Below are 24,535 nucleotides of genomic sequence, written 5' to 3' on the forward strand. Positions count from 1 at the left end.
GTGATCAGCCTCCGTGGGTGGGTCGATGGGCGAGCCCGTGCAGTGCCCCGGCGACGTGTGCGGCGGCGTCGGGGCAAAATGGGGAGATGAGGACCTCGTAGGCGGGCGTCTTGAAGTCGTCGGCGGCGGGAAGGTAGCCGGCGTAGCCGTTGGCGTACCCCAGCAGCACCGACGGACCGTCCACGTCCGGCGGCGTCACCGCGTCGCGCAGCGAGAGGAACGGCTCGCCGCCGATGCCGCGTAGCGTCAGTGCGCCGAGCCGGACCGTGGCCAGCTCCACGGTCACGTCCGCGGTGTCGTCGGCCCGAGCCGCCGCCGCCTCGACGCCTTGCAGCGCCGTGATCGCTGCCCGGCCCGCCGGATCGCCCGGCGCCGTCGTGGCGAGATGCTCGGCGAAGGCGTCGCGGAGCCGGTCGAGCCTGACCCGGTCGTCCCGCCGGGCCGACAGGGTCAGTGACCGCCGGGCCGCCGCGATGCCGTCGTCGGCGGTCCAGGGTCGGCCTGGTCCGGCCGCGAGCAGGGCGGCCAGCTGCTGCGCCGCCAGCTCCGCGAGCCGCCGGCCCTCGGCCTGGGTCTGCCCGGTGCGCGTCCACCGGGTGCTGATGTCGCCGGCCGCGCCGGTGGCGACGACCACCCACGGCGGCTCCGCGCCGGCCAGGTCCTCGTCCCCGTTACCCAACCGGGTGCGAAGCGCATCGCGGATCCACGCGGTGAGGTCGCCGCTGACGACGGACGACTCCGCGGGCAGCACCGTCGGGTGCACGGGCAGCACAGCCAGCACGCCCGCGAGCCGCTCGGCGCCGAAGCGAAGCACGTCCACCGGCACCCGCCGCTCGCCGGTGGCGACGCTGCGGCGGGCGCCGACGCCGTCGAGCACGCCCTCGTGGTGACCCGCGGCGCACTCGGTCTCCGTGGCCGTGGCCTGCCGGGCCGCCTCGACCGCCGCGTCCGCGACGGCGGACAGCCAAGCCGCGGGCGTCGTGCCGCCGCCGGGCCGGGAGCCGATGTCGGGGCCGGAGTGGGTGTGGGTCGCGCACACCCAGACGTCCGCCGGCACGCCGTCCAGCGCCGCCGCGACCCGGCTGCGGACCTCCGCGGCGAGATCGGCGTTGACGCCGACCAGTTCGGCCACGACCAGCAGGAACCGGTCCGCTCCCGCGGCGATCGACACGCAGTCGACCTGCAGGGGCGCCAGCGCACCGGACGAGGGCTCGGTGCGGGCGGCATACCCGCCCATCGGCGTGCCGTCGGGCACGCTCAGCAGCGCGGTCCCGTGGCCGGCCCTCATCGCACCGCCTCGACCAGGCGCCGGGTGATCGCCATGGGATTGGTGATCGCGGTCCCGACGACGACGGTGTGCGCCCCGGCCTCGAAGCCCGCGAGCACGTCGTCCCTGCTCCAAAACCGGCCCTCGGCGACGATCGGGCAGTCAACCTCGGCCGCGAGCTCACGGACGAGCGCGAGGTCGGGCCCGTCGCCGTCGGCCGACTCGCCGGTGTAGCCGGCGAGCGTGGTGCCGACCAGATCGACGCCTGCCGCCCGCGCGTGCCGGCCGGCGGCCAGGGAGTCGACGTCGGCCATGACGGGGACACCGAGCCGGTCGTGAATCGCGGCCACCAGGTCGGCCAGGCTGGCACCGTCGGGCCGTGGCCGCGGCGTCCCGTCGAGAGCGATTACCGTCGCGCCGGCCCGCACCACCGCGGCGGCCGACTCGAACGACGGCGTGATGTACACGCCGGCGCGATCACCGGTCTTGTTGATGCCGAGGATGGGCAGGTCGACGACCGCGCTGATGGCGGCCACGTCGTCCGGCCCATTGGCCCGGATCCCGGCCGCCCCGCCCGCCGCGGCGGCTCGCGCCATGAGAGCCATCGGACCTGGCCCGTGCAGCGGGTTGTCCGCGCCGGCCTGGCAGGAGACGACGATGGAGCGAAAGGGGAACACGGCGTCAGACATGGGCGTCACTCCCGGCGGTCAGCATCAGCGGTGTGTATGGACCGAGCCCGCTGGCCAGCAGCCGCACGGCGCCGTCGAGCGGGTTCCCCAGCGGCTCGTGCACCAGCACGCCCGGGCAACGGGCGCGTACGGCGTCGAGAAACGGCCGCCGCACGAGGTCGTCGATGGCGAACAGTCCACCGGTGTACGACAGCGGGACCTCGCCGCCACCGGGGTCCGCCCGCCGCACCACGGCGGCCGTCGTCGCGACCAGGTCGTCGACGGCGCCGGCCCAGATGTTCCGGGCGACCGGATCGCCGGCGCGGGCGACCGCGGCCACCCACGAGGTGCAGCTCGCGATGACCCGTACGGGTGCCGGCGAGGTGTAGATGTGCTGCGACAGGCCGGCGAGGTCACCGAAGGCGTCGCGCGCGGCGTCGGTCAGCGCCGTCGCCGGGCCGCGGCCGTCGCGGGCGGCCAGCACCGCGCGCAGTGCCGCCCGGCCGATGGCGAACCCGCTGCCGGAGTCGCCCAACAGGTAGCCGTGGCCGTCCGCTTGGTGCGCCCCGCCGCTAAGGTCGATGCCGAGGCAGACCACGCCGGTGCCGGCCGTCGTCACGACGCCGGCCGTGCCGCCGAGCGCACCGGCGTGTGCGGTGACCATGTCGGGCCCGAGCCAGACCTCGGCTCCGCCGAGCCGGTCGTGGATGGACTCCGCCAACCGCCGGCGCCGGTCCGGCTGCAGCGGCGCCGCGGTGAGGCCGAGGCAGATCCGCCCGACTCCGGCCGGCGCGCCGAGTGCGTCGAACGCCTCGGTCACCGCGTCGGCGACGCTGTCGAGCAGGTCGGTCCCGGCGCTGTAGGCGAAGCCGCCGGCATGGGCGATCTCGGCGACGGCACCGTCGCGGACCAGGGCCATCCGCAGGTTCGTCTGCCCGCCGTCGACGGCGATCTCAAGGCTCACTTGATTCCTGCCGTCATGGTGATCCCTTCGACGAACTTGCGCTGCAGGACGAGGAAGAGCAGCAGCGTGGGAAGCAGGGCCAGCAGCGCAGCGGCCATCATCATCGGGATGCCGCCGGAGCCCAGGTTGTTGGCCTGCATCGCCGCAAGCCCGACGGGCAGCGTCCGGTGCTCCTCGTCGTTGCCAACCAGCAGCGGCCACAGGTGGCTGTCCCAGTTCGTCATGAAGATGAACAGCGCCAGCGCCGCCATGGGTGAGGCCATCATCGGCGTCACGACGTTCCAGAGAATGCGCAGCTCGCCGGCGCCGTCGATGCGGGCTGCCTCGAGCAGCTCGTCGGGCAGTCCGTCGATGCTCTGGCGCATCAGGAAGATCCCGAAGGCGCTGGTGGCCGACGGGATGATCAGCCCGGCGAAGCTGTTCACCCAGCCCAGGTCGAAGACCAGCGCGTACAGCGGGACGTAGATGACCTCGAGCGGCACCATCAAGGTCGCCAGCACGACGACGAACAGCACGTTGCGCCCGCGGTACACGAACTTCGAGAAGCTGTACCCGGCCAGCGTGCACGTGATGACGTTGAGCACCGTTACCGAGACGCCGACCACGGTGCTGTTGAGGTAGTACCGCGCGAACGGCGCCTGTTCGAACGGCAGCGCGACGTTGCCCCAGAGCCACTCCGTCGGCAGCCAGCGCATCGGGTTCGCCAGCACCTCGTCGGCCGGTTTCACCGCGGACAGCGCCGCGTAGACGAACACCGACGCGAACACCAGCCCGCCTGCGATCAGCAGCACGAACACCGCGATCCGCCCGACCGGGCGGCGCCGGCGCGACGCGGGCGCCGTCGTCGGCCGCTCGATGACCCCGGCGCTCATGCCGACTTCCGCAGGGCGCGCAACTGCACGAACGTGACCATAAGCAGCAGGATGAACATGACTACGGCGACGGCGGAGGCGCGGCCCATGCGGGCGCTGGCGAAGGCCGTCTTGTAGACGAACAGGTTGATCACCTCGGTGCCGAAGCTGCCGCCGGTGAGCACGACCTGCGGGCTGAACGACTGGAATCCGCGGATTATCGCCATCACGAGGACGACGACGGTGATCGGCTTGAGCAGCGGCAGGGTGACGTAGCGCAGCCGCCGCAGCGACCCGGCGCCGTCGAGGGCCGCGGCCTCCTGCAGGTCTTTCGGGATGTTCTGCAGGCCGGCCAGGAAGATGATCAGAAAGAAACCGACCTCTTTCCAGATGGCGGCGATGGCGATGGCCCACTTGGCCCAGGTACTCGACGTCAGCCAGGGGATGTCGGTGTTCAGGGTCTGGTTGAGCAGTCCTTCGGGTTGGAGGACCAGACGCCAGATGACCGACACCGCCACCCATGACGTCGCCACCGGCGCGAAGTACAGCAGGCGGACGAACGCGCTGCCCCGCATCCGGGTGTTCAGGCCGAGCGCCAGCACGAGTGCCAGCAGCACCGCGGGCCCGTAGGTGACGACGACGTAGAACAACGAGGCGCCGAGCGAGGCGAGGAAACGCTCGTCGCCGAAGAGCAAGCGGAAGTTGTCCAGCCCGACCCAGACCGGCGGGCTGGTCAGGTTGTAGTCGTACAGGCTGAGCTGGAACACCCGCAGCATCGGATAGATCGCGAACGCCGCGAAGAGCACCAGCGCGGGCAGCGCGAACGCGAGCCCGACGGCGTTGCGGCGGCGCCGCCAGCCGCTGCGGCCGGGCCTCGGGGCACGGGCTCGCCCGGAGCGGGCCCGTGCTGGTGCGGTTCGAGTCAACGCCATGCGACTAGCTCGTGACGCTCTGATCGACGGACTCCGAGGCCTCCTCGAGGCTCTCGGCCGGTGGCTGCCCGTCGAAGATGGACCGCTCGACGGCCGCCTTGATCGCGTCCTGCACCTCGCTCCAGTGCGGGCCGACCTCGTCGAACTTGCCCTGCTGGTAGGCCTGCGACCAGACCTCGAGGAACGGGATGTTCGCCGCCGCCTCGGACTGCTCCCAGTCCTTCAGCGGCTGGACGAAGTTCACGTCGGTGAGCCAGCGATCGTGCTGCGAGGTCATGTACTCGATGAACTTCCACGCCTCCTCCTGCTGCTCGGAGGCCTTGTTCACCGCGAAGTAGTAGCCGTACCAGCGCCCGGACGGGTTGGCCGGGTCGACCTGCGGGAGCGGGACGACGGCCAAGTTCTCGAAGGTCTCGGGGTTGTCCTGGGCGATCTGCTCGACGGCCCACGGGTAGATCATCGTCATCGACCGCCGGCCCGAGGCGAAGTCCTCGAACGGCGAGGTCGCCTCGCGCGAGGCGGTGTCGGCGTTGCCGACCTCGTCCTCGCGGATGAGGTCGTGCCAGATCTGCAGCGCCTCGACCGACTTCGGCTCGGTGAGGGCGGAGGCGGTGCCGTCGTCGTTGAGGATCGAGCCGCCGGTCTCGTTCAGCAGGGTCTGCAGCTGCTGGGTGTACCAGCCGGCGTGCAGGTAGACGAAGTTGAAGCCCTCGTGCCCGGCGGCGACCAGCTGCTGGCCGTACTCGGACACGTCGTCCCAGGTGGCCGGCGGGTTCGCCGGGTCGAGACCGGCTTCGGCGAAGTGCTGGGTGTTGATGGCGAACGCCGTCGCGTTGAACTCGCTGGGCACGCCGTAGAGGGTGCCGTCGTCGCCCTTCGCGCCGTCGAGCGTGCCGTCGACGTAGAGAGCCTCGAGCTCCTCGACGGACTCCGCGCCGAAGGCGGACGGTTCGATCGGCGCGAGCAGCTGCTTCGGGATGTACTCGCCGCGCAGTGCGCTGTCGTCCATGTTGATGATGTCCGGGCCGGAGCCGTTGCTCAGCGACGTCAGCATCTTGGTGCCGAAGTCGTTGTTCGGGATGGTCTCGTATGTGATGGTGACGTTCGGGTTCGCCTCTTCGTACTCGGCGATGAGTTGCTTGTTCAGTTCGGTCATCGGCGGGTGCGTGTGAGTCCAGTAGGTCAGCTCGATCTGGTCGCCGCCGTCGCCGGTCGAGTCGCCGTCGGAGCCGCAGCCGGCGGCGACCGCCAGCAGGGCCAGGGCCGGTATCAGGACCGTGCGGGTGCGCGGACGTGCACTCATGGGTTGCTCGCTTTCGTCGGGCCGCCCACGGGGGGCGGCACGGAAGATCAGGCGCGTCGCTGGGCCTGGTGGCTCAGCGGGTGGACCGGCCGGCGGGTCTGACGCCGCGGGCATGCCGGCGTGGGATGGGGGCGGGAACGGGCCGCAGCTCGGCCGTGAGCTGGAACCGGTCGCCGCGGAAGATGTCCGTGCCGCACTCGACGACCCGGCCGTTGGCGCCGAACGTGACGACGTCGAGCTGGAACGCCGGACGTCCCGGCTCGGTGTGCAGCAGGGCGGCGCCCTGCTCGTCGATCAGCGTCGGCTCGATGGTCGTGCGGCCGGTGAGGATCGGGATGCCGTAGCGGCCGGCCAGCAAGTCGTACCAGGATCCGTTCAGGTCCGCCGGCGTCAGGCCGGGGACGACCTCGTCGGCGACCCAGGTGGTCTCCAGGCCGATGGGGTCGCCGTCGGCCGTGCGGAGCCTAGTGAACCGGACGATCGGGGTGTGGACGGGGATGCGCAGCGTGCGGGCCTGCCGTGGGCCGGCCGGGAGCCGCCGGAACTCCAACGTCTCGCTGCCCGGGACGAGACCGCGGCTGCGCATCTCCTCGGAGAGCGAGGTCGTCGCGAGACGGCGGACCAACTTCGGTCGCGCGACGAAGTTGCCCCGGCCGTGCTCGCGCACGACGAACCCGGCCGTCGTCAGGTCGTCGAGGGCCCGCCGCAGGGTCATGCGGGCCACTCCCAGGTCGTGCGCCAGCCGGCGTTCCGACGGGAGCGCGACGCCTTCGTCGCCGTGGTCGATGAGCTCCAGCAGGCGACCGCGCACATGGGCGACCTTGCCGGTCGCCGCCCCGAATGCGTCGTTCGCCATGGTGTGCGCTCCTCGGCGTGGGGTTGAGATGCGCCCCTTTATAGTCCAGGCCGCCAGGCGGCACCAGAGAACGGCCGAACCTGCGTTAGACCAGTCGTCCGCAGTTGGACGTGGTGATGCCGCAGGCCAGCGACCTTTCAACCGGGTCGCGTCGCAACTGGTCCAATCCCGTCCATTCGCTGATCGTCGCGACAGGACCTGACGGCGACAGAGGGGCAGTCGTTGAAGGCGTCGAGGTTACGACGTAGTCGGGGAAGCCCAGTGCCAGCGCCAGGTCCTAGAACATCGCTCCGGTAACTGCCCACGTTCCCGCATTCAGTGAGCCCTGCGGGCATTGCGCCTCCGTCGCCGCTCAACGATGGATCAGATTCAAACCGAGCTGGTGGGCGATGCTTGACGAGATCGAAGGGGCGGCGCAACGAATGGCCGCCGCCGACCCGTCGCCGTGGGAATCGATCGACCGCGGCTGGGTGGCCTACGTCAAGGCCTACGCCTGCTCCAGCTCACCGGTGGGCACGGGGTTGGCCAGCCACCGGTAATACGGCTGGCGGGCGAGCTTCAGGACCCGGCAGGCCACCGCGACCGGCACCCGGACAGCGGCGTCGGCGGCGGCAAGATCACGGACTCACCAGCAGCACGCTCAAGATCGTGAGCCATCGAGGTATACGCACCGGGTCAGGTGGTGCGTATAGGTGCTCATTGGAAGGCGTGGTGGTGAGGCTGGGTAGGACGAAAGTCCGGATTCCGGACTCGCGTCTTTTCAACTGGACGACGGGACTAGCGTGAGCGCATGACCGTGACTCCCTCCAAGCCCGACCTCAAGCCGCACTCCCGGGCGGTCACCGACGGTCTCGAGCGCGCCGCGGCTCGCGGCATGCTCCGCGCCGTAGGCATGACCGACGACGACTGGGAGAAGCCGCAGATCGGCGTCGGCTCGTCGTGGAACGAGATCACCCCGTGCAACCTCTCGCTGGACCGCCTGGCCAAGGCGTCGAAGGAGGGGGTGCACGCCGGCGGCGGCTATCCGCTGGAGTTCGGCACCATCTCGGTGTCCGACGGCATCTCGATGGGCCATGAGGGCATGCACTACTCGCTGGTGTCGCGCGAGGTCATCGCCGACTCCGTCGAGACCGTGTTCGGTGCCGAGCGGCTCGACGGCGCGGTGCTGCTGGCCGGCTGCGACAAGTCCGCGCCGGCCATGCTGATGGCGGCCGCCCGGCTCGACGTCGCCGCCACCTTCCTCTACGCCGGCTCCATCCTGCCCGGCAAGGTGGGCGACCGCGAGGTCACCATCATCGACGCGTTCGAAGCGGTCGGCGCCTGCGCCCGCGGGCTCATCACCCGCGAGGAGGTCGACGAGATCGAACGGGCCATCTGTCCCGGCGAGGGCGCCTGCGGCGGCATGTACACCGCCAACACCATGGCCAGCGCGGCCGAGGCGCTGGGCATGTCGCTGCCCGGCAGCGCCGCGCCGCCGGCGGTCGACCGTCGCCGCGACGGGTACGCCCGCAAGTCCGGCGAGGCCGTCGTCAACCTGCTGCGCCTGGGCATCACCACCCGCGACATCCTGACCAAGGAGGCGTTCGAGAACGCCATCGCCGTGGTCATGGCGGTCGGCGGCTCCACGAACGCCGTCCTGCACCTCATGGCCATCGCGCACGAGGCCGGCGTCAAGCTGGAGCTCGACGACTTCAACCGCATCGGCGACCGCGTGCCGCACCTGGCCGACGTGAAGCCGTTCGGCCGCTACGTCATGACCGACGTCGACCGAGTCGGCGGCGTGCCGGTCATCATGAAGGCGCTGCTCGACGCGGGTCTGCTGCACGGCGACACCATGACCGTCACCGGCAGGACGATGGCGGAGAACCTCGCCGACATCGCGCCGCCGGACGTCGACGGCAAGATCATCCACGCGATGTCCGACCCGATCCACAAGACCGGCGGGCTCACGATCCTGCGCGGCTCGCTCGCGCCGGAGGGCGCCGTCGTCAAGTCCGCCGGGTTCGACACCGCCGTCTTCGAGGGCACCGCGAAGGTGTTCGACGGCGAGCGGGGCGCCATGGATGCGGTCGAGAACGACACGCTGGAGAAGAACGACGTCATCGTCATCCGCTACGAGGGCCCGAAGGGCGGCCCCGGCATGCGCGAGATGCTCGCCGTCACCGGTGCCATCAAAGGCGCGGGCCTGGGCAAGGACGTCCTGCTGGTCACCGACGGGCGGTTCTCGGGCGGCACGACGGGGCCCTGCATCGGCCACGTCGCACCGGAGGCCGTCGACGGCGGGCCCATCGCGTTCGTCCGGAACGGCGACCGCATCCGCCTGGACCTCGCCCATCGCACCCTGGAGCTGTTGATCGACGACGACGAGCTGGCGCGCCGCCGCGCGGCCTGGACGCCGCCCGCGCCCAAGCACGAGCGCGGTGTGCTGGCCAAGTACGCGAAGCTGGTCGGCTCCGCGGCCAACGGGGCCGTCTGCGACTGACCAACTCCATGATCATCAACGGTTGGCGACGTCATCACGTCGCCAACCGTTGATGATCATGGGCCGACGTCCAGGAACCCGGCCAGCGCGCTCATGTCCTGGGACCCGAGGCCGGCCGCCAGCGCGGCCTCGACCACGTGCTGGTTGGTCGCCGCCTGCGGCATCCGCGTCCCGGTCCGCGATGCCAGGGCCAGGATGAGATCCAGGTCCTTCGCCACGAGGTCCAGGGCGAACGCCACCGGCGTCTCCTCCGGCTGCTCGAAGGCCGCCCGCTTGTACAGCACGAACGGCGCGGCGACCGCGCTGCCGGCGAACACCTCGTAGGCCGCCGATCTCTCCACCCCGGCGCGCTCGGCCAGCACCAACGCCTCCGACAGCGCCTGGTTCAGCGCGTGCACCAGCGCGTTGACCGCGAGCTTCATCGTGGAGCCGGTGCCGGTGTCGCCGACGTGGAAGATCTGCCTTGCCAGCTGGTCGAGCACCGGCCGCGCCCGGGCCAGGTCGCCCGCGGACCCGCCCACCATCACCGTCAGCTCGCCACGCTCCACCAGCGGCACGCTCCCGGACACCGGCGCGTCCAGGAAACCGCCGCCGCGCTCGCGCACCGCGGCCGCCAGCGATGCGACCGTCCGTGGGTCGACCGTGCTGGTGTCGGCGACGACGGTGTCCGGCCCGACCCCCGCGGCCAGGCCGTCCGGTCCCGCGTACACCGACCGGCAGGCGTCGTCGTCGGCCAGCGACACCAGCACGACGGTGCCTGCCGCGGCGGCCTCCCGTGCGGTCCCCGCGACCCGCGCACCGGTCGCCTCCGCCACCGCCCGGGCCCGCTCCGGCGTGCGGTTGAACACGACGACGTCCCGGCCGGCCCTCCGTAGCCGGCCAGCCATCGCCGCGCCCATCCGCCCGGCACCGACCAGGCCCACCGTCCTCCCACCCGCCCCGGCAGCCGTCACGTCAGCAGCCAGCCGTTGTCGACGCTGAGGTTCACGCCGTTCACCGAACCGTTGCGGAGCAGGAAGTCGACCGCGTCGGCGACGTCGGCCATGGTCGGCAGCCGCCCGCCGGGCGTGCGGGCACGCACCGCGTCCAGCCGCTTGCCGCGCCAGTACGGGCTGTCGCCGACGATGCCCGGGTGGATCGCGTTGACCCGGATCGGCGCCAGCTCGACGGCCAGCGTGTGCACCAGGCCGCCCACGCCGCCGTTGATCGTGGACACCGTGGTCGATCCGGGGTACGGGCGGTCGCGCGCCTGCCCGCCGAACAGCACGACGGCGCCGTCGCGGGACAGCCGGGGCAGCAGCGCGTGGATCACCTCGGTGTAGCCGACGAGCTTCAGCGTGACCAGCCGGGCGGCGCGGGAGAAGTCGTAGTCGGCGGCCGTGTTCTCGTCGCGGTCGATCGCCGCCACCACCAGGTGGTCGAGGCGGTCGATGACGGCCAATGCCGCGGCGATCCCCGCCGGGTCGGAGAGCTCGACCGCGACCCCACGGACGCGGTCGCCGATCTCGGCCGCGACCTTCGCGGTCCGTTCGGCATCCCGGCCGGTGATGACGACGTCGTCGCCGGCGGCCGCCCGACGCGCGGCCAGCTCGCGGCCGATGCCGGACGTACCGCCGACCACGACCAGCGTGCGGCGCTCAGTCATGGTCACCTCCCAGCGTCTCCCGCAAGTAGTCCCAGTCGCGCGCGAACCGGTATGAGTACCGGGGCGGCGGCTGCGGCGCCTGCGTCTCCAGCCAGCGGACGGTCCCGTCGCCGGCGTTGGCGAACGCGTGCACGCACCCGACGCCGGCCCACGCGATGTCGCCGGGCTCGAGCAGGTAGCGCTCGCCGTCGAACGACGCCTCGACCGTGCCGTCGAGGATCAGGTACGTCTCCTCGAACGGGTGGTCGTGAGCGCCGGCCGCGCCGTCCGGGTCGTATTGCACCATGAACATCGAGGTCAGCTGGGCGCCGAGGTCGCTGTCGACCATCATCTTGACGGTGATGCCGCTGTAGACCAGCAGCGCCGTGCGCAGGCTGGCCGAAACGGCGAGCAGGTCCTGCGACTGCTTCGAGGCGTCCATGTGCGACGGGGTGATGTTGCCGAAGCGGTACGTGCGCGGGTCGCGGACGTCGACGGGGCTGGCCCCGGCCGCCACCTCGCCCGCCGGCAGTTCCGGCACCAGGAAGGTGTCGTCGTCGAAGCGCCCCCGCGGCTGCGGGCCCTGCATCTCCGCCCACCGCACCACCTCGTCGCCGTCGTTGCGCCACGCGTGCCGGAGCGCCACGGGCAGCAGGCCGTAGTCGCCCGTGCTCACCCGGTGTGCGCCGTCCGGCGTGCTCACGACCGCCGAGCCGGACAGCACGTGGAAGCTCTCCTCGAACGAGTGCACGTGCGCCGGCACGGAGCCGCCGGGGTCGAGCTCGCAGACGCCGAACCCGGTGTGCACGGCGCCGGCGGCCTCGCCGACCGCCGTCCACCGCCGGTATCCGGTGGCGCCGGCGGCCCAGCCGGCCGGCTTGTCGTAGCCGGCCCGGGCGGCGCGCCGGACCAGGTGCCGCGACGTCATGCCGCCTCCGTTCTGCGCTTCCCCAGCTCGTCGACGAGGAAGTCGCGGGAGGACTCGACCAGCTCCCGGGCCCGGACGGTGTCCGCGACGAGCGTTCCGTCCCGCTTGCGCACGACGCCGTCGACGATCACGGTCTCGACGTTGGACACGTCCGCCGCCAATGCGACGGCGGCCACCGGGTCGATCACCGGTGCCACATTGAGCGCGGTGGCGTCGATAAGTACGACGTCGGCCCGCTTGCCCGGCGTCAGCGAGCCGGTGCGGTCCTCCAGCCCGGCCACGTGCGCGCCGTTGATCGTGGCCATCTCCAGCACCTTGCGGGCGGTGAGCATGCTGTCCGGCACGGCGGTGTCGGCCTCCCAGCAGGTGGCGTTGACCCGGGCCCGGTCACCGGCGAACGCGGCACGCATCTGGGTGAACATGTCGCCGGGCACCGTCGTGACCACGTCGATCGAGAGGCTGGGCCGCAGCCCGAACCGGTAGCTCTTGCTCACCGGCGGCCAGCCGTGACCCATCTGCAGCTCGACCTGGGCCGCGATCGACACCGTGCCGCCGGTGTCGGCGACCCGCCGCCATTCGTGGTCGCTGAAGTAGCAGCAGTGGACGTAGGTGGTGTCCGGCCCCAGCAGGTCGAGCCGGTCCAGCTGCTCCACCATGGCGAACCGGCCCGCGAGCCGCCCCATGGCGACATGCACCGTGATCGGTATGCCCAGCTCGCGCGCCAGTCGCCACTCCGCCAGGACGACGTCGTCCTGGCAGAACCCCGGACCCCGGGTGGCCAGCGCCAGCGTGAGCAGGCCGTCGTCGCCGGGGATGTAGGTGTCGCGTATCCGGCGCACGTCGTTGTCGGGGATGACCTCCGCGCTGTTGAACCAGTACTTCGCCAGCGACGTGTTGGCCGAGCCGTAGGCGTACTGGGCGCGGATCCCGCTCTCACGCAGCCCGGCGATGGCGGCGTCGGGGTGCTGGCTGGTGTTGTTGATGTGCGACCAGTCGACCAGTGTGGTGATGCCGGCGTTCAGGCACTCCAGCGACCCGGCCAGGTTGCTGGCGTACACGTCCTCCGGCCGGTACAGCGGCGCGAAGCTGTCGAGCACCTCGACGAAGTAGTCGTCGAGCGTGGCGTCGGGCGCGCAGGTGCGGATCGCGGTCTCCCAGGTGTGCCGGTGGGTGTCGACGAAGCCCGGTAGGACGATGCGGCCGGTCGCGTCGATCACCTCGGCGTCGTCGACCTGCGCGGACAGGCCGGGGCGCACCGCGGCGATGACGCCGTCCTCGATGAGGACGTCCCCGCCGGGCAGGTCGCCGATCTCCGGATCCATGCTGATCACGTGACCGTTGCGCAGCAGCAGTCGGGTTCTCATGGACCATCCCTTCGTTGCGATGGTTCTGGTGCTCGGGTCAGTAGTCGACGAGTGCCTTGACGGTGTCGACGACCTTGTCCACGGTGGGGATCACCTGGTCCTCCAGCGCGTCGGCGAACGGCAGTGGGACGTTGGCCCCGGCCACCCGCCGCATCGGCGCGTCGAGCAGCGCGAAGCCCTCCTCGGCGACGACGGAGACGACGGTGGCGCCCCAGCCGCCCTGGTACGGGTTCTCCTCGACGACGACCAGCCGCGACGTCCGCTCCACCGAGCGCAGCACCGACGACACGTCTAGCGGCAGCAGCGTGCGCAGGTCGACGACGTCGGCCTGGACACCCTGCTCGGCCAGCCGGTCCGCGGCGGTCAGCGCCAGTGGGACGGTGGAGGCGAGGCCCACGATCGTGACGTCGGTGCCCTCCCGGAGCAGCGCCGCCTGGCCGAACGGCACGACGTGCCCGTCCGGTGCCGGCGCGCCCTTGCTCGCGAACAGTCCTTTGTGCTCGAAGAACACGACGGGGTCGTCGCTGCGGATCGCCGTGGCCATGAGGCCGACGACGTCCGCCGGCGTCGACGGTGCGGCGATCTTCAGACCCGGCACGGTCAGCGCCCAGTTCTCCACCGACTGCGAGTGCTGTGCGCCGAACCCCAGGCCGCCGCCGTTGGCGGTGCGAACGACCAGCGGGACGGTCACCTGCCCGCCGGTCATGTACCTGACCTTCGGGATCTCGTTGGCCAGGTAGTCCCAGCAGCAGGCGAGGAAGTCGCTGAACATGATCTCGGCGACCGGGCGCATGCCGGTCATCGCCGCGCCCATGGCCGCGCCGACGATCGCCTGCTCGGAGATCGGGGTGTCCCAGACCCGCTCCGGCCCGAACTCGTCGAACAGCCCGACCGTGGTCTTGAAGACGCCGCCGGCCGCGCCGATGTCCTCGCCCAGGCACACGACGGTGTCGTCGCGGCGCATCTCGCGCGCGATGCCCTCGGCCACCGACTCCCGGTACGTCGTCACGTCCGCCACTCGGCACCCCCGTCCGCCCACACGTCGGTGAAGGCCTCGGCGAGGTCGGCGCCGGGCGCGGCCTTCGCGGCGTCGACGGCGGCCTCGACGGTCGCCGCCGCGCTCTCCTCGGCGGCCCTGATGTCGTCGTCACTGGTGCCGAGGGCGCGCAGCTGGTTCGCCGAGACCGTCAGCGGGTCGCGTTCGAGCCACCGCTCCAGCTCGCCCTCCGGCCGGTACGACGCCGGGTCGGTGCGGCTGTGCCCGTAGTGCCGGTAGGTGCGTGCCTCCAGGACGGTGGGTCCGTCGCCCGCGCGGGCCCTCTCCGCCGCGCGGGCGACGGCGTCCTCCACCGCCACCACGTCGTTTCCGTCGACCAGCTCGGCCGGGATGCCGTACGACGGCGCGCGGTCCGCCGCCGGGTTGGCCGCGGCCGTGACCGTGCCGATCGGGGTGTACTCCATGTAGAGGTTGTTCTCGCAGACGAACAGCACCGGGAGCTTCCACACCGCCGCCAGGTTCAGCGACTCGTGGAACGCGCCGATGTTCGTCGCGCCGTCGCCGAAGAACGCGACCGCCACCTGGTCGGTGGCGCGCAGCCGGGCGGACCAGGCCGCGCCGACCGCCATCGGCAGGTGCGCGCCGACGATGGCGTACGAGCCGAGCATGCCGCTGGCCGCCTTCGTCAGGTGCATCGAGCCGCCCTTGCCCTTGCAGCTGCCGGTGGCCTTGCTCATCAGCTCGGCCAGGCACTCCTCGGCGGTGGCGCCCCAGGCGATGGCGTGGTGGTGGCCGCGGTAGGTGGCGAACGCGTAGTCGCCGTCGCGCAGCGCCCCGCGAGCGCCGACGGCGACCGCCTCCTGCCCTGCGGCCAGGTGCGTCGTCCCTTTGACCAGGCCGGACATGAACAGGTCGTGTGCGGCCTTCTCGGTGCGCCGGATGACGGCCATGGTCTCGTGCCGGCGCAGCAGCTTCGCGGCGTCGGTGCCGGTGGTCGTCGTCGTGGCGTCGGTCATGGCCGCGACCTGGAGCCCGCGGGCGTGTTGAGGTGCGACTGCGACTCGCGCAGTGAGTTCAGCGGGCCGCCGACCGTCCAGTACGTGCGGCCGGCGACCAGCAGCTCCTCGGCGGGGAACTTCGTGATGACCTCGCAGCCGTCGGCGGTCACCACGACCTCCTCCTCGATGCGGGCTGCGGACCAGCCGTCGGCCGCCGGCCAGTAGGTCTCCAGCGCGAAGACCATGCCCTCCTCGAGCACCTCCGGGTGGTCCAGCGACACCAGCCGGGAAAAGATCGGCTTCTCCCAGATCGACAGCCCGACGCCGTGGCCGTACTGCAGCGCGAACGCCGCCTCCTCGTCGGCGAACCCGAACTCCTCCGCCCGCGGCCACAGCGAGACGATGTCGGCCGTCGTCGCGCCCGGCTTGACCGAGGCGATCGCGTGGTCGATGAACTCGCGGCAGCGGGTGTACGCGTCGCGCTGGGCCGGCGAGGCGCTCCCGACGGCGAACGTGCGGTAGTAGCAGGTGCGGTAGCCGTTGTAGCTGTGCAGGATGTCGAAGAACGCCGGGTCACCGGGCCGCAGGGCCCGGTCGCTGTAGACGTGTGGGTGCGGCGAGCAGCGCTCGCCGGAGATCGCGTTCACGCCCTCGACGTACTCGCTGCCCAGGTCGTAGAGGACCTTGCTCACCACGCCGACGCACTCGTTCTCGCGCACGCCCGGGCGCAGGAAGCCGTACAGCTCGTCGTAGGCCGCGTCGACCATGGACGCCGCCTGGGCGAGCAGCGCGATCTCGTCCGGGGTCTTGATGCGCCGGGCGTCGAGGAAGACCTGCTGCCCGTCGACGACGTCGACCTTCTGGGCGGCGAGCGCGGCCAGCACCGGCATCTCGGCGAGGTCGACGCCGACGGGGTCGTCCTGCAGGCCGTGGTCGGCGAGCACCCGGGCGATCTTCGCGGCGACGTCGTCGGCGATGCCGGCGTCGGGGTGGAACGCCCCGCGCAGTGTCGAGATGCCCGCGCGGGCCCGCTGGGTGCCCTCCAGCCACGGGTTGTACAGCTGGTGGTGGCGGGCCGCGGAGCCGAAGTCCCACACGATCGGCTCTCCGCCGCGGGGAAGCAGGGCGAAGCGGATGAGCTTGTCGATCGCCCAGGTGCCGATGTGCGTGGACGTCATGTAGCGGATGTTGGCGAAGTCGAAGGCCAGCAGCGCGCCCAGGTCGGAGCGGTCGAGGGCGGCGCGGAGGCGGTCCAGCCGCTCGCGGCGCAGCCGGTCGAGGTCGATGCGCTCTTCCCAGTCCACCGCGTTCGGTCCGTAGGTGCGTATCGACATTGCGCAGGCACCTCCTCGGCGGCTCGCCGAGTGGTCCGCTTCGGCGAGAACCTGTTCAGCTACACTTACCATCCGAGTTAAGCGAAGGCTGGCGACGACGTCAAGCCGGCAACCTTCGATCAATCGCGTTCAACGGAACGGAGGCCACGTGAGCCCGTCGGCAGTGCCCCCGATCGGGGAGCGCATCCGCCAGGAGCGGATGCGCAAAGGTGTGAGTGCCCGCGGCCTCGCGCGCGAGATCGGGGTCTCGGCCAGCCTGATCTCCCAGATCGAGACCGACAAGAGCCAGCCGTCGGTGAGCACCTTGTACGCCATCACCACAGCGCTGGGGATCTCGATCGAGGACATCTTCGCCACAGCCGACGGCACTCCCGACGACGGTTCGGAGGCCGCGGCCGAGATCACGCCGGATGCGTCCGCCACCGCCGCGGTCCCGGTGGGCGACTCCGCGGCGCCGGTCGACGACGCGGCTGGTGAGCCGTCCGGCGACGACGGCCTGGCCGCGGCCTCCGTCTCGGGGACGATCAGCGCGTTGCGCGTCCTCGGCTCCGCCCGCCGACGCGTCGGCCCCGTCGTTCGCCCGTCCGAACGCGAGGTGCTCACGCTCGACTCCGGCGTGACGTGGGAGTTGCTCGGCCAGGTGCCCGACGCGCACACGGACTTCCTGCGCATCACCTACCAGCCCGGCGGCTCGTCGTCGAGCTCCGGCCTGCTGATGCGGCACTCCGGCACCGAGTACGGCCACGTGCTCAGCGGTGAGCTGGTGCTGACCCTCGGCTTCGAGGAGCACCACCTGCGCGCCGGTGACTCCGTCTCATTCGACTCGACCATGCCGCACGCCTACCGCAACGATGGCACCGAACCCGCCATCGGCATCTGGTTCGTCCTCGAGCGTTCCGCCTGACCACGTCACATCACGAGGACTTCTCGCGCATCACCGTGCCTACATCCGTGGTGAAGCACCAGGAATCCTCGTGATGCCACCTACGGTTGTTGATCATTTCGGCGACGTGAACGGTAAGTGAGCTGGGGCTACGTCCGTAACGGTCAGCTGGGCTGTGCATCGCGCACCAATGTTACGGGCTATGAACAATGGTATTGCACACTCTGTTCAGTTCTCCTACACTCCTGGCCCAGAGCTGCGTCCCACCCACTGTCCGAATCCGGACAGATCGGAACGACTCCGTGGGAAGGCGGTGTCGGCTGATGAGTGAGGATGGACACCAGTCCGAGCGAGGTCCGGGAGCGTCCCGGCGCGATGTGCTCAGGACGGGAGCGGTCGCGGGAGCTGCGGCAGCCATGGCGGGTGTGGGAGCTGGAGTGACCCACGCCGCGGAGAACGAGGCCACCACGACCGCCGGCGCCGCCCTGACGGCGGTTCCCGGGGTTGCGGGCGACACCGACCTCGCGCTGGTCAACGGCCGTATCCACACGATGGACGCGAACGACGCCGTCGTGTCGCACGTCCTGATCAGGAACGGCCGGTTCATCGCGGTCGGCAACGGGCCCGTCCGCGCACAGGGCCGGCCGTTCGCCGTGGTCAACCTGCGCGGCCGGACGGTGGTTCCCGGCATCGTCGACAACCACAACCACATCGTGCTCATGGGCAACCGGCCCGGGCACCACACCCCGCTCGAGAACGCCCAGAGCATCGCCGAGGTCCAGGAGACCTACGCACGGCGGGCCGACCAGATCCCCAGCGGCGCCTGGATCACCACCATCGGGGGCTTCCACCGCAACCACCTCGTCGCGCCGGACCTGCCGCCGCGCCTGCCGACGCTGACCGAGCTCGACGCGGCCGCGCCGGACCACCCCATCTACCTCTCCGAGAGCTTCAGCGGCCCGTCCGCCACCAACTCCGCCGGGCGCGCCTTCTTCACAGCACGAGGAATCCCCGTCGGCGACGACGGCTTCATCGCGGCCGGCAACCCCACCGGCCGGGCCACGCTCGCACTGCGCCAGACCCTGCTCACGGCCGACGAGCGCAAGCGCGGAGCCGTCGACGCGCTCGCCCACGGCCTGAGCCTCGGCGTCACGACACACCTGGACCAGGGCGCCTTCCAGGCGACCGGAACGCCGTCGGACGGTGCCGCCCACGAGGACAACTTCACGATGCACCTGCCGTTCCTCGAGCTCCTCGAAGAGGGCCGGCTGGACGCCCGGCTGCGCATCAATTTCCTGCACATGGAGTCGGATCAGACGACCCCGGAGCTCGCCGCGCGGTTGCGTAACGCGTTCCCGTTCTTCGGCGGCGACCTGGTCCGCACCGGGGGCATCGGCGAGTTCATCGCCCAGGGCACTGGGCCGGCCAGCCCGTTCCTCGCGGCGGCACGCAAGGTCGCGGCGGCCGGCTGGCGAGCGGAGGTCCACTCGCTCAGCCAGACCGACTTCCAGCAGGAGATCCAGGCGTTCGAGACGGTGCACGCGCAGACGCCCATCTCCGACCTGCGCTGGGTGGACGCGCACGTCCCGTTCATCACCGAGGAGTACGCGAAGCGGCTCGACGCGCTGGGCGGTGGGCTGTCGCTCACCGGCTGGCGGTACCTGGCCGGCTCGCCGGCGCAGAACGGTCCACCGTTCCGGATGATCGTCGACAGCGGCATCCACGCCGGCATGAGCTCCGACGGCATGCAGATCGCGCCGATGAACCCGTGGCTGCACATGTACTACGCCACCACCGGCCGCAACGCGCGCGGCGTCGTCATCAACGCCGGGCAGCAGATCACCCGGCAGGAGGCGCTGCGGCTCTACACCCGCGACAATGGCTGGTTCCTGCGCGAGGAGGACGAGCTCGGTTCCATCGAGGCGGGCAAGCACGCCGACCTCGCCGTCCTGGACCGCGACTACTTCACCGTCCCCGACGACGACCTCAAGCGCCTCCGCTCGCTGTTCACCGTCGTCGGCGGCCGCGTCGTGCACGACCCGCGGAGGTGGGTGCGATGACCGACATCAAGCGACGCGACCTGCTCAAGGGCGGTGCGGCCGGTGCCGCCGGTATCGCCGCCGGTGCGGCCGCCGTCACCACCGGGCTGGCAACGACGGCGTCCGGCGCATCTCCGGCGAACCCGGACACCGGTTCGGCCGCCGACCTCGTCCTGGTCAACGGGCGCATCCACACCATGGACGACGACGGCACGGTCGCGCGGGCGGTGGCCATCCGCGACGGCCGGTTCGTCGCCGTGGGGATCGCCGTCCCGAACCCCGGCAGGCACGGCCGGCGGATCGACCTGGGCGGCCGCACGGTCGTGCCGGGACTGATCGAGAGCCACACGCACTTCGTGAGCCTGGCCAACCGGCCCGGCTACCACGTGGCCCAGCTCGAGCTGGCGGCGAACCTCGCCGAGGTCCAGGACCACCTCGCGGCACGCCGCCCGGACGTGCCGGAGGGCCAGTTCATCACCGCGCTCGGCGGCTGGCACCCGCGGCAGTGGGCCGAGCAGCGGTTGCCCACCCGCGCGGAGCTCGACGCCGCCGTCCCCGACCGGCCGGTGTTCCTGCTGCAGACCTTCGCCGGCCCGTCGGTCACGAACAGCCTGGGCAAGCAGTTCTTCGAGACCGTCACGTCGCCGCTGGCCGGGCCGGTCGCCGTCGCCGACAACGGCGCCATCGCCTCGGGTCTGCCGACGACGACGGCGCTCTACCACCTGCGGGTGCGGCAGACGTTCGACGACAAGCGGCGTAGCGCGCTGGACGCGATGGCGTTCTCCGCGCAGGTCGGCGTCACGACGGTGCTCGACCAGGTGATCCCGCCGTCGCCGGGGCCGCTGACGCCGAACCAGGCGCTGTCGGCCCTCGACCACTACCGCATGTACGACGCCTGGCTGTCCCTGCACCGGGAGCGACGAGCCTTCATCCGGCTGCAGGCCAATTTCCTGCACAACCAGGGGAACATCCCGGCGCTCGGGGACCTGGCGAACCAGCTGCCGGAGCTGCGCGAGCGGCTGCGGCACCAGTTCCAGTTCTTCGGCGACGACATCGTTCGCACCGGCGCGATCGGGGAGTGGGCCGCTCCGATCGGCGCCGGCGCCGTGTGGTTCGAGGCCCAGCGGCTGGTCGCGCAGGCGCGGTGGCGCAACGAGAACAGCCCCGGCAACCTCGCCGCGCTGGCCCAGGTGGTCGACGCGTACGAGGCGGTGGACGCCGAGTTCGGCATCACGGACCTGCGCTGGGGCGTGCAGCACATCAACCAGGCGACGCCGGAGCTGCTGGCCCGGCTCAAGGCGTTGAACTGCGGCGTCTCGATGTCGGGGTTCCGCTGGCTGCAGGGCAACCCTGGTCCGAACCCCGTCGGGCCGCCGTTCCGGATGATCGTCGACAGCGGCATCCCGGCCGGCCTGCACGAGGACGGCGTGCACATCGCGCCGCACAATCCGTGGTTCGCACTCCACTACGCGACGACCGGGCTGAACGTGCTGGGCCAGCCGATCAACGGCGACCAGCAGCTCACCCGGGTCGAGGCGCTGTACGCCTACACGCGGGCGAACGCCTGGTACCTGAACCGCGAGGACCGGCTCGGCTCCATCGAGCCGGGCAAGCTGGCCGACCTGGTGGTCCTCGACCGCGACTACTTCACCGTCTCCGACGCCGACCTGCGGCGCACGAAGCCCGTGCTCACCGTCGTCGGCGGGGAGGTCGTCCACGACACCGGCGAGGTGCCGGTGCGGTGACGAGGAGGGAGCACACCATGAGGACCCGTTCGCTGACCGCGCTGTCCGCGACCGTGGCGCTGACGCTGCTCGTCACCGCCGCCTGCACGGACGACGACGAGCCCAGCGCCGAGCCGTCGCCGGGCGCGGCGGAGAGCCCCGCGGGCGACGCCGGAGCGCCGAGCGGGGATCCGATCGTCGTGGGCTCCACCCTCTCGCTGACCGGCGCCTTCGGGCCGACCGGGATCATCCACCAGATCGCGGGCGAGCAGTTCGTCGAGCAGCTCAACGCGAGCGGAGGGCTGCTCGGCCGGCCGGTCGAGTGGACGGTGCTGGACGACGAGTCCGACCAGGCCCAGGTCACCGCGCTGTACGAGCGGTTGATCGGCCAGGAGGAAGTCGACCTCATCATCGGGCCGTACGCCACGCCGAACATCATCTCGGCCATGGCGGTGGCCGAGCGGCACGGCTTCACCATGCCGCAGCACACGGCCGTGCTGGCGCCGCTGATGACGTACGAGTGCCAGTTCCCGGCCTGGTCGATCGGGCCGGAGCCGAACTCGTACGTCCCCGAGCAGGTCTTCGATGCGCTCGACAGCCTGCCCGAGCCGCCGCAGCGGGTCGCGTTCGTCACCAACCAGGGCGGGTCGACCGACTTCATCAGCTACGGCTCGCCCGACGACGACGGCGACCCGGGCGCCGTCCAGATCGCGCAGGACCGCGGCTATGAGGTCGTCGCCGAGATCCGGTACCCGCCGGACACGTCCGACTGGGCACCGATCGCGGCGCAGATCCGCGACGCCGATCCCGACTTCGTTTTCAACAGCGGCCTCGCCGTCGACCCCGTCAACCTGCTGCAGGCGATGGAGCAGCTGGGTTTTCGGCCGCCGATGATGTTCAGCCTGTTCCCCGCGCCGGGACCGCTGCTTGGCCTCGGAGACGTTGCTGACGGGCTGCTGTCGGTGTCGATCTTCGAGCCGAACGACGCGCTGATCCAGGCCGCCGGCCCGGACGCTCAGGCGATCGTCGACGAGTTCCAGTCCCGCGCCGAAGCCGAAGGGCTGCCCTACACCTCGTTCGAGACGCAGGCGACCGCGTCGTGGAACGCCTGGGAGATCCTGGTGGCCGCCGTCGAGGGCAGCGGCGGAACCGATCAAGAGGCGATGTGCGACCACTTGCACGAGAACGGCGCCGACACCACGTTCAGCGGCCACCTCGAGTTCGACCCCGACGACAACAACTTCTGGCCGAGCACCCAGGGTCTCAAGCAGATCCAGGCCGGCGACTGGGTCATGGTCTGGCCAGCCGACCGCGCGGCTGCGCAGCTCCAGCCGCCGGTCGGCTGAGCCGCCGGCCGCGACGGGAGCCGCGTATGACGACACTCCAGGCCGCGCTCAGCGGAGCGCTCGTCGGGGGCATGTTCGCGGTGATGGCCGCGGGCCTGTCCCTGACGTGGGGCATGCTGCGGGTCATCAACCTGGCGCACTTCGGGATGATCCTCGTCGGCGCGTACCTGACCTTCGAGCTGGCGACGACGTGGGGCATCGACCCGATCCTCACCATCGCGGTGACGGTGCCGCTGATGTTCCTCGCCGGCGCCAGCCTGCAATGGGCCTTCGACCGGCTCGGCGTCGAGGAGTTCGCGTCACTGCTGGTCAGCTTCGGACTGCTGATCATCGTGATGCAGACCGTGAGCAACGTCTGGAGCGCGGACTTCCAGCGGATGAGCGGCGACGTGAACCCGTACGCGACGCAGGCGGTGTCGGTGGGGCGGTTCGTCTTCCCGGCCCCGACGCTGATCGCGTTCGTGTTGGCGGTGGTGCTGGTCGTGTCGGCCGATCAGGTCCTGCGCCGGACGTTCGCCGGCCGGGCGTTGCGGGCGTTCGCCGAGGACCGCGCCGTGGCGTCGGCGTTCGGCATCGACCATCGCCGGCTCGGCATGGTGCTCGCGGGGCTGTCGGCGGCCTCCGCTGCGGTCGCCGGCATGCTCTTCGCGCTCGGCAACGCCGTGACCCCGTCGACACCGTTCGAATGGATCGGGGTGGTGTTCGCGGTAGTGATCCTCGGCGGGATCGGGCAGGTCACCGGCGTGCTGCTGGCCGGCGTGCTGGTGGGGACGCTTTCGGCGGTGGTGTCGGCCACGTGGTCGCCGGCGCTGTCGCCCCTGGTGCTGTTCTCGGCGATCGTCCTGGCACTGCTGTTCCGGCCCTACGGCCTGCTCACGGTGCGAGGTGCGCGATGATCCGTCGCGGTCTTCCGGCGTTCCTGGTCGTGTTCGCCGCGCTGGCGGCGCTCGCGCTGTGGCGCGAGGACCTCGGGTTGCCGCTGTTCTACCTGGTTCTCGCCTCCACGGCGCTGTTCTGGATCGCCCAGGCGACCAGTTGGAACGTGCTGTCCGGCTTCAGCGGCTACTTCAGCTTCGGCCAGGGCGCGTTCGTCGGCGTCGGCGCGTACACGACGGCGGTGCTGGGCGGCCGGCATGGCTGGGACTTCGCCGTGACGGTGCCGGTGGCTGCGGGCTTGTCGGCGGTGCTGGCGCTGGTAATCGGAGGGCTGGCGTTCCGGCTGCGCTCGTTCCGCGGCGAGATCTTCGCATTGCTGACGCTGGCCGTGCCGTTCATCCTCGCGGCGCTGGCTCGGGTGAACAGCAGCATTGACGGCGGCCAGGGAGTCGTGGTCCCGGTGCCGGACTACCCGGAGCGGCTCGGACAGTTCCAGGACTTCCTCTACCTGCTCAACCTCCTGGTCGCGACGGCGGCCGTGGCGGCGGCGTTCGCGATTCAGCACACCCGGTTCGGCTGGGCGCTGGCCTCGATCCGCGACGCCGAGGACGTCGCCGAAGGGCTCGGGGTGGCGACGTTCCGCTACAAGATGCTGGCCATCGCCGTCACCGGGCTGATCGGTGGCGCGGCCGGCAGCCTGTTCGCGCTGCAGATCGGCTTCGTCACCGTCGAGAGCGTGTTCGGGCTGACCATCCCCCTGTTCGTCATCGTGATGAGCGTGCTCGGCGGCCGGGCGCACTGGCTCGGCCCGGTGCTCGGTGCCGTGGTGATCGTGCTGATCCAGGACCGGCTCTCCGCGTCCGGGTTCGAGGGCTGGAACCTCATCGTTCTCGGAGCCGTCCTGGCCGTCCTGGTCGTGGTGGCGCCGGACGGTCTGCAGCTGCGGCTGTGGCGGCGGCCGTGGCAGGCAGTGCTGGCGCTGGTGGTCGTCACGGGGGCGCTGGCGGTGGTGGACGCGTGGGGCGCGCCGCTGGACTGGTTCGTCGCCGGCGTGCTCGCCGCGGTCGCCGTCGTGCTCTGGCCGGCCAGGGTGCGGGAG

At 71.3% G+C, this 24,535-nt stretch carries 21 protein-coding genes; 7 read left to right on the forward strand and 14 right to left on the reverse strand.

From position 1 onward, the window contains the following. Positions 1–4: 4 nt before the first annotated feature. The 7 genes from E1269_RS22140 to E1269_RS22170 all read right to left on the reverse strand — a co-directional run bounded on the left by E1269_RS22140 (position 5) and on the right by E1269_RS22170 (position 6,841). Complete coding sequence (locus tag E1269_RS22140) at positions 5–1,288, reverse strand: hypothetical protein (RefSeq protein WP_131898594.1); 1,284 nt, start codon at positions 1,286–1,288, stop codon at positions 5–7. Beyond that, complete coding sequence (locus E1269_RS22145; protein ID WP_131898596.1) at positions 1,285–1,956, reverse strand: N-acetylmannosamine-6-phosphate 2-epimerase; 672 nt, start codon at positions 1,954–1,956, stop codon at positions 1,285–1,287. The genes E1269_RS22140 and E1269_RS22145 overlap by 4 nt, the downstream gene beginning before the upstream one ends. Beyond that, positions 1,949–2,899: an N-acetylglucosamine kinase gene (locus E1269_RS22150; protein ID WP_203433973.1), complete on the reverse strand. Its 951-nt coding sequence runs from the start codon at positions 2,897–2,899 to the stop codon at positions 1,949–1,951. The genes E1269_RS22145 and E1269_RS22150 overlap by 8 nt, the downstream gene beginning before the upstream one ends. Further along, positions 2,896–3,771, reverse strand: coding sequence for a carbohydrate ABC transporter permease (locus E1269_RS22155; protein ID WP_131898598.1), 876 nt, complete (start codon positions 3,769–3,771; stop codon positions 2,896–2,898). The genes E1269_RS22150 and E1269_RS22155 overlap by 4 nt, the downstream gene beginning before the upstream one ends. Beyond that, positions 3,768–4,682 (reverse strand): carbohydrate ABC transporter permease, encoded by a 915-nt coding sequence (locus E1269_RS22160; protein WP_131898600.1) that lies wholly within the window; start codon positions 4,680–4,682, stop codon positions 3,768–3,770. Before E1269_RS22160 ends, E1269_RS22155 begins: the two co-directional genes overlap by 4 nt. A 4-nt stretch (positions 4,683–4,686) precedes the next feature. Further along, on the reverse strand, positions 4,687–5,985 hold the full coding sequence (locus E1269_RS22165) for an extracellular solute-binding protein (RefSeq protein WP_162606565.1): 1,299 nt from the start codon (positions 5,983–5,985) through the stop codon (positions 4,687–4,689). A gap of 73 nt (positions 5,986–6,058) precedes the next feature. Next, entirely contained in the window at positions 6,059–6,841 is a 783-nt protein-coding gene (locus tag E1269_RS22170) for a GntR family transcriptional regulator (RefSeq protein WP_131898604.1), read from the reverse strand. 790 nt (positions 6,842–7,631) lie between these two features. Between E1269_RS22170 and ilvD the strand changes: the two genes are divergently transcribed. Continuing rightward, positions 7,632–9,323, forward strand: a complete 1,692-nt coding sequence (gene ilvD / locus E1269_RS22175) for a dihydroxy-acid dehydratase (RefSeq protein ID WP_131898606.1) — start codon at positions 7,632–7,634, stop codon at positions 9,321–9,323. Positions 9,324–9,379: 56 nt separating this feature from the next. On the opposite strand, the gene E1269_RS22180 is transcribed toward ilvD, so the two are convergent. The 7 genes from E1269_RS22180 to E1269_RS22210 are packed head-to-tail and all read right to left on the reverse strand — an operon-like array spanning position 9,380 to position 16,568. Further along, entirely contained in the window at positions 9,380–10,276 is an 897-nt protein-coding gene (locus tag E1269_RS22180; protein WP_203433974.1) for an NAD(P)-dependent oxidoreductase, read from the reverse strand. Then, positions 10,273–10,968 carry an SDR family NAD(P)-dependent oxidoreductase gene (locus E1269_RS22185; protein ID WP_131898608.1) on the reverse strand — a complete coding sequence of 232 codons (696 nt, stop codon included), beginning with the start codon at positions 10,966–10,968 and terminating at the stop codon, positions 10,273–10,275. Before E1269_RS22185 ends, E1269_RS22180 begins: the two co-directional genes overlap by 4 nt. Beyond that, on the reverse strand, positions 10,961–11,875 hold the full coding sequence (locus tag E1269_RS22190; protein WP_131898610.1) for a cupin domain-containing protein: 915 nt from the start codon (positions 11,873–11,875) through the stop codon (positions 10,961–10,963). Before E1269_RS22190 ends, E1269_RS22185 begins: the two co-directional genes overlap by 8 nt. Continuing rightward, positions 11,872–13,239 (reverse strand): amidohydrolase family protein, encoded by a 1,368-nt coding sequence (locus tag E1269_RS22195; RefSeq protein ID WP_131898612.1) that lies wholly within the window; start codon positions 13,237–13,239, stop codon positions 11,872–11,874. Before E1269_RS22195 ends, E1269_RS22190 begins: the two co-directional genes overlap by 4 nt. Before the next feature lie 37 nt (positions 13,240–13,276). Continuing rightward, positions 13,277–14,257 carry an alpha-ketoacid dehydrogenase subunit beta gene (locus E1269_RS22200; protein WP_131898614.1) on the reverse strand — a complete coding sequence of 327 codons (981 nt, stop codon included), beginning with the start codon at positions 14,255–14,257 and terminating at the stop codon, positions 13,277–13,279. After that, the gene (locus E1269_RS22205) at positions 14,245–15,252 is read right to left on the reverse strand and encodes a thiamine pyrophosphate-dependent dehydrogenase E1 component subunit alpha (RefSeq protein ID WP_131898616.1); all 1,008 of its coding nucleotides are present in this window, start codon (positions 15,250–15,252) and stop codon (positions 14,245–14,247) included. The genes E1269_RS22200 and E1269_RS22205 overlap by 13 nt, the downstream gene beginning before the upstream one ends. Then, entirely contained in the window at positions 15,249–16,568 is a 1,320-nt protein-coding gene (locus E1269_RS22210; RefSeq protein ID WP_131898618.1) for a M24 family metallopeptidase, read from the reverse strand. Before E1269_RS22210 ends, E1269_RS22205 begins: the two co-directional genes overlap by 4 nt. A 148-nt stretch (positions 16,569–16,716) precedes the next feature. On the opposite strand from E1269_RS22210, the gene E1269_RS22215 reads away from it, so the two are divergent. From E1269_RS22215 to E1269_RS22240, 6 genes are all read left to right on the forward strand, one after another. Then, positions 16,717–17,472, forward strand: coding sequence for a helix-turn-helix domain-containing protein (locus E1269_RS22215; protein ID WP_131898620.1), 756 nt, complete (start codon positions 16,717–16,719; stop codon positions 17,470–17,472). 416 nt (positions 17,473–17,888) lie between these two features. Beyond that, positions 17,889–19,511, forward strand: coding sequence for an amidohydrolase (locus E1269_RS22220; protein ID WP_162606566.1), 1,623 nt, complete (start codon positions 17,889–17,891; stop codon positions 19,509–19,511). Beyond that, positions 19,508–21,235 carry an amidohydrolase gene (locus E1269_RS22225; protein WP_131898624.1) on the forward strand — a complete coding sequence of 576 codons (1,728 nt, stop codon included), beginning with the start codon at positions 19,508–19,510 and terminating at the stop codon, positions 21,233–21,235. The genes E1269_RS22220 and E1269_RS22225 overlap by 4 nt, the downstream gene beginning before the upstream one ends. Positions 21,236–21,252: 17 nt before the next feature. Next, positions 21,253–22,560 (forward strand): amino acid ABC transporter substrate-binding protein, encoded by a 1,308-nt coding sequence (locus tag E1269_RS22230; RefSeq protein ID WP_131898626.1) that lies wholly within the window; start codon positions 21,253–21,255, stop codon positions 22,558–22,560. A 26-nt stretch (positions 22,561–22,586) separates the two neighbouring features. After that, a complete protein-coding gene (locus E1269_RS22235) occupies positions 22,587–23,456 on the forward strand; it encodes a branched-chain amino acid ABC transporter permease (protein ID WP_131898628.1) in 870 nt (289 codons plus the stop codon). Beyond that, positions 23,453–24,535, forward strand: a 1,083-nt coding sequence (locus tag E1269_RS22240; RefSeq protein WP_131898630.1) for a branched-chain amino acid ABC transporter permease, incomplete at its 3' end; no start/stop codon positions are given. The genes E1269_RS22235 and E1269_RS22240, both read left to right, overlap by 4 nt.

This window comes from Jiangella asiatica (assembly GCF_004349065.1).
GTDB classification, from domain to species: Bacteria; Actinomycetota; Actinomycetes; order Jiangellales; family Jiangellaceae; genus Jiangella; species Jiangella asiatica.